The organism is Agrobacterium sp. ST15.13.015 (assembly GCF_027871645.1).
Classification (GTDB): Bacteria; Pseudomonadota; Alphaproteobacteria; order Rhizobiales; family Rhizobiaceae; genus Agrobacterium; species Agrobacterium leguminum.
On record NZ_JAQAHF010000015.1, the window covers coordinates 39227 to 58323 of the forward strand.

Annotated in this window: 18 protein-coding genes and 2 pseudogenes; 12 read left to right on the forward strand and 8 right to left on the reverse strand. The window is 59.3% G+C overall.

Features of this window, described 5'->3' with window-relative positions:
- Positions 1-18: 18 nt before the first annotated feature.
- The 6 genes from PIB16_RS21040 to PIB16_RS21065 form a co-directional block, all read right to left on the reverse strand.
- The gene (locus PIB16_RS21040; protein ID WP_065654906.1) at positions 19-1131 is read right to left on the reverse strand and encodes a TRAP transporter substrate-binding protein; all 1113 of its coding nucleotides are present in this window, start codon (positions 1129-1131) and stop codon (positions 19-21) included.
- 68 nt (positions 1132-1199) lie between these two features.
- The gene (locus PIB16_RS21045) at positions 1200-2705 is read right to left on the reverse strand and encodes a TRAP transporter large permease (RefSeq protein ID WP_065654907.1); all 1506 of its coding nucleotides are present in this window, start codon (positions 2703-2705) and stop codon (positions 1200-1202) included.
- Between the two features lie 18 nt (positions 2706-2723).
- Positions 2724-3272, reverse strand: coding sequence for a TRAP transporter small permease subunit (locus PIB16_RS21050; protein WP_065654908.1), 549 nt, complete (start codon positions 3270-3272; stop codon positions 2724-2726).
- Positions 3273-3492: 220 nt separating this feature from the next.
- A complete protein-coding gene (locus tag PIB16_RS21055) occupies positions 3493-4422 on the reverse strand; it encodes an MYG1 family protein (protein WP_065654909.1) in 930 nt (309 codons plus the stop codon).
- A 157-nt stretch (positions 4423-4579) separates the two neighbouring features.
- Positions 4580-4798 (reverse strand): hypothetical protein, encoded by a 219-nt coding sequence (locus PIB16_RS26805; RefSeq protein WP_423748618.1) that lies wholly within the window; start codon positions 4796-4798, stop codon positions 4580-4582.
- A gap of 58 nt (positions 4799-4856) precedes the next feature.
- On the reverse strand, positions 4857-6101 hold the full coding sequence (locus PIB16_RS21065) for an MFS transporter (protein ID WP_065654911.1): 1245 nt from the start codon (positions 6099-6101) through the stop codon (positions 4857-4859).
- Between the two features lie 92 nt (positions 6102-6193).
- Between PIB16_RS21065 and PIB16_RS21070 the strand changes: the two genes are divergently transcribed.
- Positions 6194-7051 (forward strand): LysR family transcriptional regulator, encoded by an 858-nt coding sequence (locus tag PIB16_RS21070; protein WP_065654912.1) that lies wholly within the window; start codon positions 6194-6196, stop codon positions 7049-7051.
- Between the two features lie 101 nt (positions 7052-7152).
- Positions 7153-8076, forward strand: coding sequence for a dihydrodipicolinate synthase family protein (locus PIB16_RS21075; protein ID WP_020812371.1), 924 nt, complete (start codon positions 7153-7155; stop codon positions 8074-8076).
- 62 nt (positions 8077-8138) lie between these two features.
- On the opposite strand, the gene PIB16_RS21080 is transcribed toward PIB16_RS21075, so the two are convergent.
- On the reverse strand, positions 8139-9272 hold the full coding sequence (locus PIB16_RS21080) for an ROK family transcriptional regulator (RefSeq protein ID WP_065654913.1): 1134 nt from the start codon (positions 9270-9272) through the stop codon (positions 8139-8141).
- Between the two features lie 288 nt (positions 9273-9560).
- On the opposite strand from PIB16_RS21080, the gene PIB16_RS21085 reads away from it, so the two are divergent.
- From PIB16_RS21085 to PIB16_RS21100, 4 genes are all read left to right on the forward strand, one after another.
- A complete protein-coding gene (locus PIB16_RS21085) occupies positions 9561-10553 on the forward strand; it encodes an ABC transporter substrate-binding protein (protein WP_065654914.1) in 993 nt (330 codons plus the stop codon).
- Positions 10554-10655: 102 nt separating this feature from the next.
- Positions 10656-11753 carry an ABC transporter ATP-binding protein gene (locus PIB16_RS21090; RefSeq protein WP_233282700.1) on the forward strand — a complete coding sequence of 366 codons (1098 nt, stop codon included), beginning with the start codon at positions 10656-10658 and terminating at the stop codon, positions 11751-11753.
- On the forward strand, positions 11750-13435 hold the full coding sequence (locus PIB16_RS21095) for an ABC transporter permease (protein WP_065654915.1): 1686 nt from the start codon (positions 11750-11752) through the stop codon (positions 13433-13435). The genes PIB16_RS21090 and PIB16_RS21095 overlap by 4 nt, the downstream gene beginning before the upstream one ends.
- Positions 13436-13516: 81 nt before the next feature.
- Positions 13517-14479 (forward strand): hypothetical protein, encoded by a 963-nt coding sequence (locus tag PIB16_RS21100; RefSeq protein WP_065654916.1) that lies wholly within the window; start codon positions 13517-13519, stop codon positions 14477-14479.
- A 53-nt stretch (positions 14480-14532) separates the two neighbouring features.
- On the opposite strand, the gene PIB16_RS21105 is transcribed toward PIB16_RS21100, so the two are convergent.
- Positions 14533-14832, reverse strand: coding sequence for a response regulator transcription factor (locus PIB16_RS21105; protein ID WP_065654917.1), 300 nt, complete (start codon positions 14830-14832; stop codon positions 14533-14535).
- A 62-nt stretch (positions 14833-14894) separates the two neighbouring features.
- On the opposite strand from PIB16_RS21105, the pseudogene PIB16_RS21110 reads away from it, so the two are divergent.
- The 6 genes and pseudogenes from PIB16_RS21110 to PIB16_RS21135 form a co-directional block, all read left to right on the forward strand.
- Positions 14895-15062: pseudogene (locus PIB16_RS21110) on the forward strand (phenazine biosynthesis protein PhzF); the annotation flags it as partial.
- Between the two features lie 28 nt (positions 15063-15090).
- Positions 15091-15687, forward strand: a complete 597-nt coding sequence (locus PIB16_RS21115; protein WP_065654964.1) for an NUDIX domain-containing protein — start codon at positions 15091-15093, stop codon at positions 15685-15687.
- 186 nt (positions 15688-15873) lie between these two features.
- Positions 15874-16497 (forward strand): annotated as a pseudogene (locus PIB16_RS21120) (LysR family transcriptional regulator); the annotation flags it as partial.
- Positions 16498-16541: 44 nt separating this feature from the next.
- Positions 16542-17153, forward strand: a complete 612-nt coding sequence (locus PIB16_RS21125) for a carbon-nitrogen hydrolase family protein (protein ID WP_271046314.1) — start codon at positions 16542-16544, stop codon at positions 17151-17153.
- Between the two features lie 15 nt (positions 17154-17168).
- The gene (locus PIB16_RS21130; protein ID WP_003521976.1) at positions 17169-17834 is read left to right on the forward strand and encodes an RraA family protein; all 666 of its coding nucleotides are present in this window, start codon (positions 17169-17171) and stop codon (positions 17832-17834) included.
- Between the two features lie 62 nt (positions 17835-17896).
- Entirely contained in the window at positions 17897-18937 is a 1041-nt protein-coding gene (locus tag PIB16_RS21135) for an ABC transporter substrate-binding protein (protein ID WP_065654920.1), read from the forward strand.
- Positions 18938-19097 lie beyond the last annotated feature (160 nt).

Here is a 19097-nt window from a genome sequence, read left to right on the forward strand (position 1 = left end):
GGTAGAATCTATGTCGGCTTATTTGCCGGCCGTCTGCATGGCATAGCCGTAGCTGTCATAGGTATATTCGGCGACGCGGAACCATTCGAAGCTCTCATCGCGGAACTTCTTCCAGCCCGGATAGATCTTGGCCCATGCGGGATGCTTCTGGGTGTACTCGTCATAAAGCTCGAAGGTCGCCTTATAGGCGGCGTCGAGCACATCGCGGGGCAGCGGGCGAAGCTGCGTGCCCTTGGAAACCAGCGAGCGGATCGCATCCTTGTTCTTGACGTCGTACAGCGCCTGCATGTTGATGTTGGCGGCCTTGCAGGCGGTGTCGAGCGCTGCCTTGTATTCATCAGGCAATGCTGCGTACTGGTCCTTGTTGACGAAGAAGTGGATCGTCAGTCCGCCTTCCCAGAATGCGGGATAATAGTAGTATGGCGCGATCTGGTAGAAGCCGAGCTTTTCGTCGTCATAGGGACCGACCCATTCCGCGGCATCAATGGTGCCCCGTTCCAGCGCCGGATAGATGTCGCCGCCCGGAAGCTGCTGCGGCACCGCGCCAAGCTTGGCGAGCACCTGTCCGGCGACGCCGGCAATACGCATCTTGAGGCCCTTGATATCCTCGAGGCTCTTGATCTCCTTGCGATACCAGCCGCCCATCTGGGCGCCCGTTGCTCCACCGGGAATGCCGATGACGCCGTAGTCGGAAAGGAATTCGTTGTAAGCCTCGTTGCCGCCGCCGTGGTAGAGCCATGCGTTCTGCTGGCGGGCGTTCAGGCCGAAGGGGATGGTCGAACCGATGGCGAATGTCGGATCTTTCCCGGTGAAATAGTAACCGCAGGTATGGGAAATCTCGACGGTATTGGCTTTTACGGCGTCGATGGCCTGGGCGCCGGGAACGATTTCACCGGCCTGGAAGACCTGGATTTCGAACTTTCCGCCTGTAATCGCCTTCAATGCATTGGCCATGACGACGGCGCCGCCATAGATCGTGTCCAGATTGTTCGGGAAGCCGGACGTGAGACGCCAGCGAACGGTTGGCAAAGACTGGGCTATGGCGGGTGTCGCAAGTGCCGAAGCAGCCGCAGCAGCCCCTGCAAGTACGCCGCCCGACAAGAGTTGTCTGCGACCTGGGTTGACCTTCATAGATTACCTCCTCCTATTGAACGTCAGCGATTTTTGTTGCGGCGGGCGCTTTTGCGCCCGGCCGATTGTCATGGGGTGGCAGGCTTTCCGAAGCTCGGTGCGCTGTTGCCAGGTGCCGAGAAAGGATTGGCGAAGGGATCGGCGTCCGTTCCCGCACTCGGCATGGGAACGTTGATATGGACGGACGAAGGATCCGCCACCTTGGCGCCTGACTTGTAGTGCATCACGATGCCGGGGAAGGCGATGATGATGACGACCATGGTCAGCTGGATGAACAGATAGGGAATGGCGCCCAGGTAGATCTGGGACGAGGTGACCGGCTGGATCGTCTGTCCCGTGATCCGGTCCTTGTAGGCGCGCGTCGGTGCGACGGACCGCAGGAAGAACAGCGAAAAACCGAAGGGCGGGTGCATGAACGACGTCTGCATGTTGACCGCCAGCATCACGCCAAACCAGATCAGGTCGATGCCGAGCGCATCGGCGACCGGCGCCAGCAGCGGGATGATGATGAAGGCCAGCTCGAAATAATCGAGGAAGAAGGCCAGGAAAAAGACCAGCAGGTTGGCGACGATCAGGAAGCCGATCTCGCCGCCCGGGATCGATGTCATCAGATGCTCGACCCAGACGTGGCCGTTCACGCCATAGAAGGTCAGGGAAAAGACGCGCGCGCCGAGCAGGATGAGCAGCACGAAGGACGACAGCTTCGCCGTGGCGTGCAGCGACTGCTGGATCAGACCGAAATTGAGCTTGCGGTTGGCAAGCGCAAGGGCAAGCGCGCCGACAGCACCCATGGCCCCGCCTTCCGTTGGGGTGGCGATCCCAAGGAAGATCGTGCCGAGCACGAGGAATATCAAGACGAGCGGCGGCACCAGCGAGGTGATGACCTTGAGCAGCAGCTTGGTGCCGCGCAGGGTTCGCGCCTCCAGCGGCAGGGCCGGGACTTTCGTGGGGCTGATGATCGACGTCACGATGATATAAAGCGCATAGGCCGCCACGAGCATGAGACCCGGAACGAGCGCGCCCTTGTACATGTCGCCCACCGAACGGCCAAGCTGGTCGGCGAGCACGATCAACACGAGGCTGGGCGGGATGATCTGCGCCAGCGTGCCGGAAGCCGCGATCGTGCCGGCGGCGACCTTGCGGTCATAACCATAGCGCAACATGATGGGAAGCGAGATGAGGCCCATCGAGATAACCGAGGCGGCGACGACGCCGGTGGTGGCGGCCAGAATTGCCCCGACGAAGATCACGGCAAACGCAATGCCGCCGCGGACCGGTCCAAACAGCTGGCCGATCGTGTCCAGCAAATCCTCCGCCATGCCGCTCTTTTCAAGAATGAGCCCCATGAAGGTGAAGAACGGTATCGCCAGCAGCGTTTCGTTCGACATCTGGCCGAATATGCGATCGGGAATGGCCTGGAACAGCGTCGCTGGCAGCAAGCCGAGTTCGATCCCGATGAAGCCGAAGAAAAAGCCGACAAAGGCTAGCGCGAAGGCCACGGGATAGCCGAGCAACAGCACGATGATGAGCGCCGCAAACATGATGGGCGCGAGATTTTCCGCAATGAATGCCATTGTTGTTTTTTCCTTCGATCAGAGCATTGCCGCCGCGGCGTCAGCCTCTGCAACGGGATCGGGGATATCGCCGCGCAGGATCGCGACACGCTTGATGAGTTCCGAAACGCCCTGGATGGCGAGAAGGCTGAAGCCAATCGGTATCAGCGCCCAGACCGGCCATTGAATGAGGCCGCCCGTGTTGTTTGAAACCTCACCGGAAGCAAGTTTCTGCAGAAACACCGGCCAGGAGAGATAGACCGTGATGAGGCAGAAGGGCATGAGAAAGAAAATTGTCCCGAGAATGTCGACCCACAGCTGCCCTTTGCGCGGAAGATTTCCGTAGACCAGATCGACCTTCACATGCTCGTTGTTAAGAAGCGTGTAGGCGGCGGCGATCAGAAACACGGCGGAAAACAAATACCACTGCGATTCAAGCCAGGCGTTGGAACTCATCGAAAACGCCTTGCGCATGACGGCATTGATGGCGCTGATGAAAATAGCCGCGAGAAGCAGCCAGGAAATGCCTTTGCCAATGGCTGCATTCGTGGCATCGATGGCGCGCGAAACGGCCAACAGAAACTTCATGATATCCTCCCCGAAAGCGGCCGCGTACTCCTCAATACGTGTGTGACCGCCATAATTCGGGCAGGATAACCATGGGGGCCTGCCGCTCAAGGGCGCGTGCCGGCGAATTTCCTGAGACGTACCGAGAACTGGGTATGGGCGAGATTAAAACCCGCACCCGGGCTTAATTTCGCCTCCTGCTGCCGGGCCGAATGCGTGGTTTGCATGGTCGGCTGCGATGTCACTGTTTGGCTGCGGTCGCCTCTTTTACCGCCAGCTCCGCCATGGCCAGTGCCGCATCGCGGGTTCTGGCCGCCGCGACAAATCGGCCGTTGTGGCAGAAACTCGCGCCTTGGACGCCGCAAACCGCTTCCAAATCTTTGTCCGTCAGGCCGGCCCAGGCCGCCGGCAAATCCGCCCGCAGTTCAAAGCCTTCATCCTCGCGGCGGATACCCGTCAGGCACCAGTCATTGTTGCGTGGATGAACGACGAAGAGCAGATGGTCGGCGCCCGCCTTCTTGATGGCGGGCCGAAACGGCATTCCCATCGGCAGTTCCAGAATATGTCCGTCGCCGGCATCCAGGATAGCCCGGCTCACGAGCGTTTCAGCCCGCAATTTCGCGGCGCTGTTGGCAATCTTTGCCTCCACGAAGCTGCGGGCGATGGCCAGCGCCGCGTGGAAACTGCGATTGTCCGCTTCGGGATCTGTCTCGTCGAAAACAGGTTTCAGAGTTTCCAGCAGGACGGGCAGGGTCAGCCCGGCGAGTGCCCCCGCGGTGGAGGGGCTGAGCGCGCCATTGTCGACCAGATCGACCGGCAGCACGAAGCTGGCATCGAAAGAGGCGTGAATGGTTTCGATATGGTCTTCAGGAACGCCGAAGGCGGCGAGATAATCGCGGCCGAAATGCTTCCAGATCAGTCCGAACGAACTATAGGGCTGACCGTCTTCGCGCAACGGCGCACCGCGCTGGTGGTGATCGAAGGCGCCCTTCGCCGCGTCATAAACACCGCCGACGTCGTAGACGATGCGGTCTGCGCCAGGTGCGATCCATTCGGGCGCCCTGCTGCGGATCAGGCGTGCCTGCGGGAAAAGCCGGGTCAGCACGACGCTCGACAGCAGTTCGTCGGCATGGAAGCCACCGGAATGGGTGACGAGGAAGTCCGGGATCATGTCAGGATGCGCCTTGTTGCTTGCGGAAGCTCCGCCTGGGAGTGGCACCTGATACCCTTTGCCGGACTGCATCTCAACCCGCCATTCGCCATGGAGGCCAAAAGCAACGATATGCTGGACTTCGTGATCCGAAGGAAAGGCGGTTTGTCACCGCGTTTCAAGCCGTCTTCAGGATCGACAGGTTGGGTGCCGACCGGTCATTCCCGCTCGTTTTCCAGCGGTGAAAGGCGGCGCGTCCGAGAATGGCAACGGAGGTGTCCTCATGGATGTCGTCGCTTGCCTCGGCAAGATATCCTGCCCTGTTGAGGTCCGCCGTGACCTGCGCGGTCACGTCATCCTGTCCAAGCGGAAAACGCCCGACTGTCACGATGCCCAATTGCGGCTCGCCGCGCACCACCACCTTGCCGGTTTCGGTGAACCGCGCCTATCCAGTTTCATGAAGAGCCGATCTGAGCCTTCGGCAGGCGCGGCGATGTGAGGGGCAGCGCTGTTGCGACCACCGGTACGATCAGTGCGGACCATGCTGCCCCGTAGCCAAGATGATCGACCAGAAGGCCGAATATATAGGGGCCGATTGCCATGACACCGAGGCAGATCGTGGAAGCGAAGGCAATCGTCGACGCTATTGAACCTTTCGGTGCGCTTTCGGCGATCTGCAAAAGATAAAGTGGAAACCAACCGATCCCGAATATTCCCAGCACGACAAGCACGATGAGGATAATCGGCGTCGGAACGCCGATGGGCAGTGCCGCGAGGATTGCGGCAGCGCCTGCGGCAATGACGGATACCAGGCCGAAGGATTGCGTACGAAGGCCGGGCCGGAAACGGTCGCTGAGCCATGGCAGCAAAATCCGGCCGGGAATGCCCGCAAGCTGCGTTGCGGCAAACATGGACGATGCGGCAAAAAGGCCAAGCCCCAATCCATCCGCCATGAAGCCGATGACGTGCGCGGTGAGGGTGAATTGAAACGCGGACATGGCGATACCAAGCCGTAATACGGGCCAGAAGCTCGAATTCTGCCCGACCTCGCGGGCGAGTCTTGCCAGGGGAAGCGGGCGCTCGGTTTTTGCGGCCACATCGCCTCCCTCGCGATAGAGACCCCAGAAGAGTGCGGCGCCCGTGACGGAAACACCGGCGCAGAGCCATGCTGCCGCATGCCATCCGTAACGAACCGCCATGAACGGGAGGAGGGCGGCCGCGATCATCGTTCCGAAAGGAACCGCAGCCTGCCGAAACCCAGTCGCTATGCCGCGCTTGGCAGGCGGGAACCAGCGCATGATCGCCCGCGTGCCGCCCGGTTGGACCGCAGCATAGGTGCCGCCCAGAAACGCGATGCACAAAAGCAGCGCCGGCAGGCTGTTTGCGAATGCCGCCGCGCAGGCCATCGCGAGCGCCATGCCGAGCATGGCAATGCCGACGATGCGGCGCTCACCGTGAATATCGATGGCGCGGCCGAGCGTGAACATCGTCACGATCTGCACACCGTTCATGACGGTCACGGCCAGTGATGCGGATGCGAGGGAGATGCCGAATGCTTCCCGCCAGAAGGGCACGAGGATGTAAATCCCCTGCGATACGAACGAGCCTGCGGTTTGCGTTGCGACGGCGACTGCGAGGACTGCCCAGATCCGGCGGTCGGTGGCGGGCGTGGGCGAGGTCGAGGAAATCTGTGAAGACACGAAAAGCTCCTATTGAGAGTTTTCGTGCAATAGCGCTCGCGAGAACCCGATAGAATTAGGGGGCTTGCGCATTTCAGCGATAACAGCTTGTTATGCAAAACATGCGCTCATTGGATCCCGAGGCCGTCGAGGCTTTCCTTCTCGTTGCCGAATTGCAGTCTTTCACACGGGTTGCAGGCGTGATGAACACGTCACAGGCTGCGATATCGCTGCGCCTGCGCCGGCTTGAGGACATGCTGGGGCATCGTCTCGTCGAACGGACGCCGCGTCGCGTGCGTTTGACGGCGGCCGGCGAACGCTTTCTGGAGCCCGCGCGGGCTTATGTTGCGGCCGGCCGGCGTGCGCTCGATGTCTTTGGGCAGGAGCCGACCCGCCTCGCAATCGGTTTCACGCATCATTTGATCGGGGCCGATTTGCCCCGGATACTCCGGGTGATCAGCGAGCGTGAGACGAGCGTTACGCTTCATCTGCGCACGGCCGGCACCAGGACGCTGCTTGAGCTCTACGATGCCGGCGCGCTCGATGCGATCGTCGTGTTGCGGCATGACGACATTCGCCGCGATGGCGAGTTGCTGTTTCAGGAAAGCTTCGGCTGGTACTGCAGCGCGGATTTCGATCTGCCTTCCAACCTGCCGGTGCCGCTGGTGCTTCAACCGGAGCCCTGCAATTTGCGAGCCATGGCCCTTCGCGCGCTGGAGGCGGCGGACATTGCCTGGCGTGAGGTATTCGTCGGAACCGGGGCAACGGCGGTGGGAGCGGCTGCCGAAGCCGGGATCGGCGTCGCACTGCTGGCGCGAAGTGTAGCGCCTGCCGGTCTGCGGGAGGTGAGGGAAGGCCTGCTCCCACAGCTTTCGAAACTGGACGTGGTGATGATTTCCGCGGTTACCGGCGATCACGCGAACGCCGTGCTGCGACGGATCACCCGGGCATTTCAGTCCCCTCGACCCTGAATGGCCTATTTTCGAATTTCATCTTCGACAGCTCTGATCCACGCCGGCAAGGCTTCCGCATCGAAATGCCGGAACCACATATGTTTGACAGGACGAAAACAATGACCAAGCGTATCGAAGGCATCATTCCCGTGATGATCACCCCCTTCAGGGGCGGCAAGATAGATTTCGAGGGCGTCGCCAATCTCGTGGAATGGTACATTGCCAATGGATCGGACGCGCTGTTTGCCGTTTGCCAGTCTTCTGAGATGATGTTCCTCACCCTTGAGGAGCGCGTGGAACTGGCTGCTTTTGTTAAGAAAGCCGCCGCCGGCCGCATTCCCGTCATTGCCTCGGGCCATATCAGCGAGGCGCTTGAAGATCAGCAGAAAGAGCTCAATGCCATCGCGCAGACGGGAGTTGACGGCATGGTGCTTGTCACCAACCGGCTGGATGCCCGGCAGCAGGGCGGCTCGAAGTTTCTCGACGATCTCGGCTGGCTCCTTGAGCGTCTGCCTTCCGACCTGCCGCTTGGTCTCTACGAATGCCCGGCGCCCTATCGCCGTCTCATGACCGATGCCGAAATTTCCTTCTGCGCCAATAGCGGTCGCTTCGTTATCCTGAAGGATGTCTCCTGTGATCTTGAAACGGTCAAGCGGCGTGTAGCGCTCACCGCGAATACGCCGCTCGCCATCGTCAACGCCAATGCGGCAATTGCATTCGACGCCATGAAGGCGGGATCGCGCGGTTTCACCGGGGTCTTCACCAATTTCCATCCCGATCTCTACAAATGGCTGCTGACGGAAGCCGGCCGGCAACCGGAACTGGCTGACGAGCTGTCGGTCTATCTGGCGCTCGCCGCCATGGCGGAGCCCATGGGCTATCCCAAACTGGCGAAGCTCTATCACCAGCGCCTCGGCACCATAAGCGACATCGAAAGCCGTGCGGTGACGTTCGATATTCAGGAGCGTTTCTGGGCGATAGAGGCTCTTCTGGACAAGATCATGCAGGGCACGGAGGAATTCCGGCGACGCATATCCAGATAGCGGCGCCCCCTGTCATCAACGGCCAGACAAATGCGGAAAACAGTTCTGCCCGCCATGGCATGTCATGCCCAGCCTTTCAGCGCCCGCCCGGAATAATAGCTGGGCGTGGTGGCGCGGTAGATCGGTATGCTGGCGGCGCCGAGATGAGGCAGGTCGCTCATGATCGATTTGCGTATTTCCGGAGGCTCGACGAAAAAATCTTCGCCGAGTATGTCCAGCGAACCGATACGCCGCACGATATGTTCGAGAATCCAGTCCGGCAGCGATCCACCGAAAATGATGGCTGCCGGATCCATCGTGCGGGCGACCGTCAGTGAAAGCAGGCGAAGCTGATCCGTTGCCCGCTCCAGCCACGACACCACGGCGGGATGGTCGGCATAACTCTCGTCAATGTCCTTCAGGCGTCGAATGCCGACGCCTTGAGCAGCCAGAGTGTCGCACAGGTCCTGTCCCGAGGGGCGGGGATGGGATTTCGGAAACAGTCCGCCGAACTCGCCGGCATTGCCATTGGTGCCGCGGTAGAGATGGCGCTGCACCACCAGGGCGCCACCGATGCCATATGTCAGCCAGATCATCGCGAAATTGCGAATATTGCGGCCTGCACCATAATAGAGTTCGGAAAGAATGACGGTGTTGCCGTCATTTTCGTGAAAGACCGGGAAATCGAAATAGGGCTGGAAGTCCTTTTCGACGTCGATATCGCGCCAGCTTTCGAACTGCTTGATGCGGAAGACATGGCCGCGATCCCTCTTGAAATGGCCGGGAAAGCTGATACCGCAGCCCAGCACATCTTTCTTTTTTATCTTCGCTTTTTCAATGACTTGCCGGGCGGATGCCTCGGCCATCTCCATAATATGCTCGAAACTGTGCCCTTCCAGTTCCGATCTGATTTCCTGCCTTATCGTGCCGTTGAGATCGGCCACGCAGACCCGCAGATCGTCTGGATTGAAGTAGACCCCCAGCGTGAAAAGCCCGTTCGGATTGATCTCGATGGCGGTGGAGGGTTTCCCCCGTTTACCGTCATTGCGTGCCTCCTCCGCCTCGAGGATGAGGCCGGATTCCAGGAGATTGGCCGTCAGGCGGGTCAGCGTGGGTGCGGAAACATCCATCTCCCGCGCCAGCTCGATACGCGACATGCCTCCCTTGCCGCGCAAAATCTCGAGCAGACGCCGCTCATTGTAGCCGAGATCGATCAAAAAAGTCTCCCGCGAGAAATTATGCCGGATGATTAGCGAAAATTACGCGATTGTACACGCGTTTCGCCGGAAATCCCGCCATTGAAATTGGGTGGCTGTAAGTCAAAATCAGGAAATAATGTGTTTTTTCAATATGATATTTTATTGTCATATTCGAAATAAATTCCGGCTTGACTAATTAATTTACGTAACGAAAATAAATCGCAGACGGCGGGTGGCGACGGCAAAATCAAAAAGAAATCATGTCGCAGGGCCGGTCTGTCAGGGAACAAAAAACGGAGCCCCCTTATGCGTCAATCATGCACTATTTTCGCGCGCCTTTTTGCCGGCGCCACTTTCCTTGCCAGCGCGGCTTTCGCTCATGCGGAAGGTACCGTCGTGGTCTATTCCGCCGCCCCGCAGCAGCTCATGGATGAGTTGTTGCCCATGTTCGAAAAGAAAACCGGCACCAAGGTCGAGCTTGTCAAAGCCGGGTCCGGCGAGCTGATGAACCGCATCAAGGCGGAGAGCGGCAAGGCGGCGGGCGATGTAATCTGGAGCGTCGACGGAACGGTTATCGATTTCTCCGCCGACCTTTTCGAGCCATACAAGCCGGTTGAGGCTGCATCGATCAACCCAGCCTTTTCACCGAGCGCGAACTGGGTGCCTTTCACGGCTGTCGTCACGGCCTTTATCGTCAATAAGGAAGCCTTGAAAGGCGCTCCCGTTCCGACGTCCTGGGCCGATCTTGCAAAGCCGGAATATAAAGGTCTGATTTCGTCGGCCCGCGCCGATCAGTCCGGCTCGGCCTATATTCAGATGGCGACGGTATTGCAGGATTTCGACAGCGAGGAAAAAGGCTGGGAAATTTATACCGGCATCCTCGGCAACTCGGTTCTTTCCACCTCGTCAGGCGCGGTGCCGCGTTTCGTCAACGATGGCGAACAGGCCGTCGGCATTACGCTGGAAGATGCCGCGCTGCGCTACAAGCTCGGCAGCGCGCCGGTCGAAATCGTTTATCCGAAAGAGGGTACGGCAATTGCGCCTGACGGCATGGCACTCGTCAAGGGAGCGCCGAATGCCGACAATGGCAAGGCCTTCATCGATTTCATCGTCTCCAAGGAAGCGCAGGAAATCGTCGTGAAGGCGGGTCGTCGCTCGGTTCGAACCGATGTTCCCGCCAATCCGGCACTCGTTCCGCTTTCCGATGTTCCAGACGCGAAATACGATTTCAAGTGGGCTGCGGACAATCGCGCGCGCCTGATGGAAAAGTGGAACGAGACATTGCTCGACGTTCAGTAAGATAATTGCCGGGGACGGCGCAGAAGCTGCCGTCCCTCTTTATCCCATTCACAATTCGCTTTTCGTTTGTCCAGCGTGGTCACCGGCCGTGCAGGATCTGTCATGGAGCAGCACATGGCCGCCGTGGAAATTACCAGCATCAAGAAGAGTTACCGGGATGTCGTTGCCCTCTCCGACATCAATATCTCCATCCCCTCGGGATCGTTCTTTACGCTTCTCGGTCCAAGCGGATGCGGTAAGACGACCCTCCTGCGCACGATTGCCGGGTTTCACCAGCAGGATAGCGGCAGCATCAGTATCGAAAGACAGGCGATCGAACATGTGCCTGCGCATAAGCGCGATGTCGGCATGGTCTTTCAGGATTATGCGGTCTTCCCGCATATTTCCGTATTCGACAACATCGCCTTCGGTTTGAAGCAGCGCAAGGCGTCTTCCGCCGAGATTCGTGAACGTGTCGGCAAGATTCTCGATATCGTGCAGCTCGCTCCCTACGCCAAGCGCATGCCGCATGAATTATCCGGCGGTCAGCAGCAGCGCGTCGGTCTGGCGCGAGCGCTCGTCATCAATCCGAAAGTGCTGTTGATGGATGAGCCATTATCCAACCTCGATGCGAAACTGCGCGTGGACCTGCGGCGCGAGCTGCGTGAAATCCAGCAGGCCATGAACATTACCACGGTTTATGTGACCCACGATCAGGAGGAGGCGCTTGCCATGTCCGATCTGGTCTGTGTGATGTATGGCGGCGTCATCCAGCAGGCAGCTGCACCCTGGGAGGTTTATAACAATCCCGCCAACCGTTTCGTCGCCTCCTTCGTGGGTGCGAACAATTTCCTGACGCTGGATCGTTCGGGCGGACAGACCTCCATTTCCGGGCACGTGGTGGCGCTACCGCAGGTCGACGCCATTGCGCCGCAACGAACGGTCGTTGCCGCCATCCGTCCCGAAGCGATTACCGTTGGCTCGCCCGCGACCGAAGATGAACGCCGCATCGAACTGCCTGTCACCATAAGGCAGGTCAGCTTCACCGGTCGCGAGATGAATGTTGCCGCGGTACTGTCGTCGGGAGAGGAAATCGAGGCGATCACCAAGCCGTCGCCCGATATCATCGCCCTTCAGCCCGGCCAGAAAACGATTTTCTCCTGGTCTGCGGGCGATACCAAGCTCTTCGGTGAGGGCGTTACCGGGGAGCGCCTGTCATGACGGATATGACCGCGACCGCAACGACGGGCGGCTTCCGCCTGAGACTGCCAGGCTTCTGGACCAGCGTGACGGCATTTGCCGTTGTCATATTGGCGATCTTTTTGATCCTGCCCATTTTCAGCGTGTTCTTCATCAGCTTCTTCGACGCCAAGACGGGTGATTTCGGTTTCGGCAACTATGTTCAAGTGCTGACGCGGCGTTTTTATACCGTGGCATTGTGGAACACGCTTGTCATCGGCGTGCTCGGCATGTTGGGGGCCTGCCTGCTCGGTATTCCGCTTGCCTTCTGCACCTCGCGTTACCGCATAAAGGGCCGCACCTTCATTGCGACTTTCGCTGTGCTGGTTCTGTGCGCACCGCCCTTCATCGGCGCCTATGCCTGGATCATGCTGTTCGGCGCCAACGGCGCGGTTACCAATCTCCTGTCTTTCGCCGGTATTTCATTGCCGACGATTTATGGGATACCCGGCATCGTGATGGTCTTCAGCCTGAAGTTCTTTCCCTATATCTTCCTGATGACGGAAAATGCGCTGAACACCATCAACAAATCCTATGAGGATGCGGCGGAAAACCTCGGCTGCACGGCGTTCCAACGGTTCCGCAAGATCACCTTGCCGCTGGTCTTTCCGGCAGTCAGCACCGGCGCGATCATCTGCTTCGTATTGTCGATCGCAGACTTCGGAACGCCGGCAATCCTCGGCAAGGGCATCAGGACGCTCTCGACCATCGCCTATGCGCAATACACCTCCGAAATGGCCGGCACGCCGACCATGGCAGTCACGATTTCCATGGTGATGATTGCGATTTCCATGGCCGCACTTCTCTTGCAGCGGCACATTCTCGCCAAGCGCCGTTATGCCAGCTCATTGACGAACCGGCCGGTAAAGCGCTCCATGCGCCCGCTGAAATCGTTTATCGTGCACGGTTTCTGCTATCTGGTCGTCTTTGTTGCCATGCTGCCGTCTCTCACGGTCATCTACACATCGTTCCTCGCAACGAACGGTCCCGTTTTCACCGGCGGTTTCGGGTTGGACAGCTATGCCCGCATTCTCCGCGATTCACCGCAGGCGATTGCCAACAGCTTCACCTTTGCGCTTGCCGCGGTGGTGTTGATCGCCATCGTTTCCGGCCTGCTCTCTTTCATCGTTGTCAGGCGAGACAATGCAGTATCAGGCTCGCTCGATCTTCTGTTGATGGTGCCCTATCTGATACCCGGTGTCGTCATGGCGATCGGTTACGTCACGACGTTCCGTTATCCGCCTTTCGACATTACCGGCACGGCATTGATCATCATCCTGCTGGTGTTTATCCGCCGCCTGCCTTACGGCGTCCGCTCCACCACCTCGATCCTGCGGCAGATCAAGCCTTCCATCGAGGAGGCCGCGATCAATCTCGGCGCTTCGCCGGCAAAGACGTTCATATCGGTGACGGTTCCGCTGATGTTGCCGGGTCTCATCATCGGTTCGTTGATGAGCTTCATCACCGCCATCAACGAATTGTCCTCGACGCTGATCCTCTACACGGCGCGGACAATTACGATGCCTGTGCTGATCTATATTCAGGTGATTGACGGCGAGTTCGGCACGGCAGCCGCACTTTCAACGTTGCTTCTCGTCAGCACCGGACTTTGCGTCTTCGTCGTCTTCCGGCTTTCGGAAGACAAGGAAGCCTCTTTCGTCTGAAGCCATCAAATATCATTCAAAACTACAGCAGCGGCGACCCCATGTGTCGCCGCCAGCCCCCTCTGCAAGGACACCAGAAAGATGAATATCGCGAGCTTTTCGCAATCGAAATACAAGAACGCCGCAAAGCCGGGGGACGATGTGGCGCTTCTCATTCCCGGACGGGTTCTGGCCGTTTTCGACGGCGCGACCGACCCGACCGGAGCAAGTTACGGCGGGCTGAGTTCCGGCCGCATTGCGGCCCTTGCCGCCGCCAATGCCGTGGCTGAGATGAGCCTTGACGGCAGGCTGGAAACACTCGCCGCGCCCGCGCTTTTTCAGAATATCAGCGATATCCTGAAAAAGGAGGCGCAGCGCATCAATGCCGGCCATCCGCCATCAACCACCCTGGCGATCGTCGCGGATATGGGCGACAGCTTCCGCCTGCTGCTTGCCGGCGATTCCGGCGTCAGGATCAACGGCACCCGTCTGTTTCAGCACACAAAGCTTATCGATACGGTAAGCACTTCGGCGCGTATATTCGTGTTCAAACAGCTTCTCGCCGCCATCGGCGATGGCGACGCGGCCGAGGCGCGCACGCGCGCGACGATCTTCTCAGGCCTGCGTTCGGCTGTCGCAAACGGTATCATGACGGCGCGGGATGCGGAAAATGTCGTTATTGCCGCGGCCGGGATGAGCGGCCTTGAGAACGAGATTGAAACGGTCGAGGAATTCCTGATGGGTGGAATCCGTGTCCAGCCGCAATTCGCAAACCGGCATGGGCATGTACTGGGTTACGCCTCGGTGAATGGCGGAACCGTCATGCAGGAGGGGACGGTTGACGTCCGCATCGCCAAAGACGGGCTCTCGAGTGTTGAAATATTCTCCGACGGCTATTTGTCCCTGCCGGCGGGGACGGATGTTACGGCCTGGGAAGCGGAATTCGCGCGTGTCGAGGCGGCGGATTTTCACAAGCTGCGTGAGTATCCGTCCGTCAAAGGCTCGACAACGGCGGAATTCAGCGATGACAGGACCGTCATTTGCCTCAACCTGGTTCAAGTGTAGTCCAGTGTAACAACCTCATGGGAACCGGCCGACATCGCATATCGATGTCGGCATCATTCGCGGTCGGTCAGCTTGAGATGTTTGCTGACGGAAACGGTCATGCCACGCCGGCTGACGCCAAGCTTCGCGTAGATGTTCTTCAGGTGGAATTTCACGGTCGCTTCCGAAAGGCCGAGATCGCGGGCCATTTCCTTGTTGCTGCGGCCTTCGGAGAGAAGTTTCAAAACGGTGGTTTCCCGCCCGCGCAGCAGTCCGGCGGAATGTGTTGCGCCGTCGTCATTACCGCCCAGCGGCATCACCATGCGTGGCTGGCGGCCAAGGCCGTGTCCGACGATGCGGCTTATGAATTCCATCGCGTTCGGGCTAAATATCTTCAGCCCGAAACGGCGCACAATGTGGTGGCAAGATAGTGCCGGCGCAATGGCTTTTCGCGAAGGGTGTGGTTGACGAAGACTATGTCGCGGCGCAGGGAACGTACCTTGGCCGCCACGGCCGCATTTATCTGACCCGCGACGATGCCGGCCAGATATGGGTTGGCGGCGAAACGCGCACGCATGTCGAAGGCCAGTTGCATGGCCTTTGAAAAGACAGACGAAAACGAGGTGAATTTGATGACTAGCAGTGTTTACCGCCCCATTTCCGAACGCGTATTGGCGGATGATTGGGGACGGCTGACCAAGTATGAGTATGAACTTCAGCTGAGGGACGGAAGCTGGCAACGGCAGACCCGGGAGGCATATGATCGCGGCAACGGCGCGACATGCCTTTTGTACAATCCGGCAAGCGACAATGTGCTGCTGACCCGCCAGTTCCGGTTGCCGGTACTTTTGAATGGCGGTCTGGAATCGCTGATCGAGACACCGGCGGGGCTGCTGGAAGGCGCTGACCCGGCGACGCGCATGCGTGCGGAGCTGATCGAGGAAACCGGTTATGAGGTTTCCGAACTTACGCATCTGTTCGATATCTATATGAGCCCCGGATCGGTCACGGAATATCTCGCCTTTTTCTACGGCGAATATGCCGAGAAACATAAGGTCTGGGCAGGTGGCGGTTCAGCGGACGAGGGCGAAGACATCGACGTGCTGGAAATCGCCTTGCCCGAGGCGATGCGGATGATCGGCCGCGGCGATATTCGCGATGCCAAGACGATCATTCTGATCCAGCATCTCGCCATCCGGCTCTTGCAGGAAAAGATCACGGCACGCTGATCCCCATCCAATGCCTCCATTCAGGGAGGCCGGCGCAATCACTTCAGAAAGGGAGGCGCCGGCTTTGATCGCTTGCCTATGGGCGCGCGCATCGGACATACTGCCCCTTGAACCACAAAGGCCAAGGGCAAGACGAAGCCAGAGACTTGGAGCTGGATCGCGGAGCCATGCGAGAAGATTGAGCCCATGAATACGCGATTCCTCGAAACTTTTCTCTGGGCTGCCCGATTGAGCAGCTTTTCGGCAGCCGCGGAACGTTTGCACACAACGCAAGCATCGGTATCCAACCGGATCGCCGCTTTGGAGCGGGAGCTTGGTGTCGTGCTGTTCACGCGCGATGTGCGCTGCGTCAACCTGACGCCCGCCGGTCGTCTGGCGCTGCAACATGCCGAAAAGATCGTCAACCTCACCGGCGAGTTCCGGCAGATCGTCAGTAACCGCGAGGCGCTGAGGGGTACGGTGCGGATCGGTGCCGCCGATACGATCGTTTATGCCTGGCTGCCGCTGCTCATCCGCCGAGTGAACGAACAATATCCCGGTGTCAGCCTCGATCTGACCATCGATACCAGCCTGAAACTCTCGCAGCGCATTCAGAACGGCGAGGTGGATGTCGGTTTCATCATGGGGCCGATCATGGCTGCGGATATCTATAACTCACCGCTCTGCACCTTCGAATCCTGTTGGGTCGGCGCCGTCGAGCTGCCGCTGCCGGAAACCGGTGTGACGCTTGAAGATATAGCGCATTTTCCGCTGCTTACCTTCTCGACCGGCTCACAGCCGCATCAGGCGTTGCGGGCGCTTCTCGATTCCCACGGACTGTCCGATAGCCGCATCTACAATTCCCCGGCGGCGAGATTTACTCGCTGCTTTCGGATCTGGCCAGAAAGCACGCGATCACGCTGCATGCCGGTTCCATCGTCGAGAAGGAAGGCAACCGCTTTTACAATTCGACGCTCGTTTTCGGCCCGGACGGCAAACAGATCGCCCGTTACCGTAAAATTCACCTGTTCGACGTCGATACGCCGAACGGCATCAGCTACCGCGAATCCGATTCCGTTGCCCGTGGCGAAGAGGTCGTGACCTACAAGGTTGGCGACAGGACGGTCGGCTGCGGCATCTGCTACGACATCCGATTCCCGGAACTGTTCCGTGCCCTGCGGGACAAGGGTGCAGATGTCATCGTTCTGCCGGCCGCTTTCACGCTGATGACCGGCAAGGACCATTGGGAAGTGCTGGCTCGCGCCCGCGCCGTCGAAACCCAGACCTATTTCCTCGCTGTCGGCCAGATCGGCACCCATGCGGGCGGCAAGAAGGCCTGCTGGGGTCATTCCATGGTCATCGATCCGTGGGGTCACATCGTCGCGCAATGCTCCGACACCGTCGGAACTGCTGGCGCCGCTCTCGACTTCGACTATTCGGCCAAGGTGCGCGCCAACGTGCCGGTGGCGAACCACCACGTTCTCTGATCGGAGAAAGACCCAATGTTTATCGTCAACCCCATGCCGGAACAGATCGGCGCCGACATCATCGAGCTTCTTGAAAAGGTCGAAGTCGCAACGATCGGACATGTGCTTCATTCCGGTTTCGTCGATCCTGAAATCCGGGCCGTTCTTCCGGGCAAGCGCGTGGCGGGCACCGCCGTCACGCTGCGCATCCCGAATGCGGATTCGACCATGCTCCACTACCTGACGCAACTCGTGCGTCCGGGCGATATCGTTCTCATCGACCGTTGTGGTGATACGCGTCACGCCTGCTGGGGCGGCGTCATCACCAACACCATGAAGATGGCCGGCGTCAAAGCCGGTGTCGTCGATGGCCCGGCGACCGATTTCTCGGAATTTACCAAGGTAGACATGCCAATGTGGTGCCGCGGCCCGTCGCCGATCACCACCAAGATCCTTGGTCTGGAAGGCGCGATCAACGTTCCGATCAGCGTCGGTGGCCAGATGATCAATCCGGGCGATGCGATCCTGTGCGATGAAAGCGGCGTTGTCGCCCTTCATCCGAGCCAGGCCCGTGCCATGGCGGAACGCGCCATCGGCATGCAGGAAGCCGAGATCGTGCTTCTGGAACGCCTGCGCAACGGCGAGAAGCTGCCGGATATTTCCGGCGCCAACAAATTCGTCCAGGCGAAGCTCAGCGCCTGACACAATCTTTCGGGTGGCGGATCCGTTCGCCACTCCCAATAACAATAGAGGAGAACAGGACAATGAAGAAATCGATACTTCTGAGTGGGATTCTCATGCTTGGCGCGGCGGCCCTGCCGGCGCACGCCCAGCAGACCGTGACGTTCCTCGGCTATAGCGGCCTTTTCCAGGAGCGTTACACCAAGGCCGTCATCGAGCCTTTCATGGCCGCCAACCCGGATATCAAGGTAGACTATTTCCCGCAGCAGGGTTCCGCCGCCATGCTCGGCTCGCTGCGCGCCCAGAAAGCTGCTCCGCAATCCGATATCGCGCTGATGGACGTCTCCGTCGCCAAGACCGGCACGGATGAAGGTCTGTTCGACAAGGTCGATGAAAGCGTTACCAAGAACGTTGCCGACCTCTATCCGAACGCCCGCTTCGAAGGCGTCGCCGGTGTCGGCGTGACCTTCGACAACCTCGTTCTCATCTACAATACCGATGCAATCAAGACCGCACCGGATAGCTGGAATGCCCTGAAAGACAGCGCCTTCAAGGGCAAGATCGCCATGCTGAGCGCTCCTGACATCGTCGGTATCGGTACGACCATCATCATGGACCACATGAATGGCGGCACCGACTTCATCAAGAATATCGACGCCGGCATCAATGCCATGGCTGAAGTCGCGCCGAACGTCCAGACCTGGGAACCGAAGCCGGAAGTCTATCCAACTGTCGTCAACGGCCAGGTGTCGCTGGGCGTGGGCTGGAATGCCCGCAGCCAGGTGAATGCCGATGGTTCCAAGGGCAAGATGAAGGTCGTTCTTCCGAAGGAAGGCACGATCCTGCAGATCAATACGCTCAATCTCGTCAAGGGCGGCCCGTCGTCCGAGGCGGCCCGCAAGTTCATCGATTACGCGCTGAGCCCGGAAGCCCAGGCCGCCTTCACCGCCGCCATGTATTATGCGCCGACCAACGCCAAGGCCACGGTGGCTCCCGATGTCAGCGATCGCACGGTCGTCAAGGCGATGGACAAGGTTATCCCGGTCGACTGGATCGGCCTCTCGAAGGTTCGTGACCAGATCACGCAGGACTGGCGCCGCAAGGTCATCCCGCTCAGCCGCTAAGGCTTTCGCGTCTCTGTCGTGAAAAATGGCAAGTCTTCCGCATCCCCTTCGGGCGGATGCGGAAACGGCATAGGCCCCGGCTCATTTCCTCCGTCGGTGTTGGGATCGATGGAGGGGTGGGTGGCCCGAAGGCCTGCTTGGGGAAAGCGCCGCGCAGAGT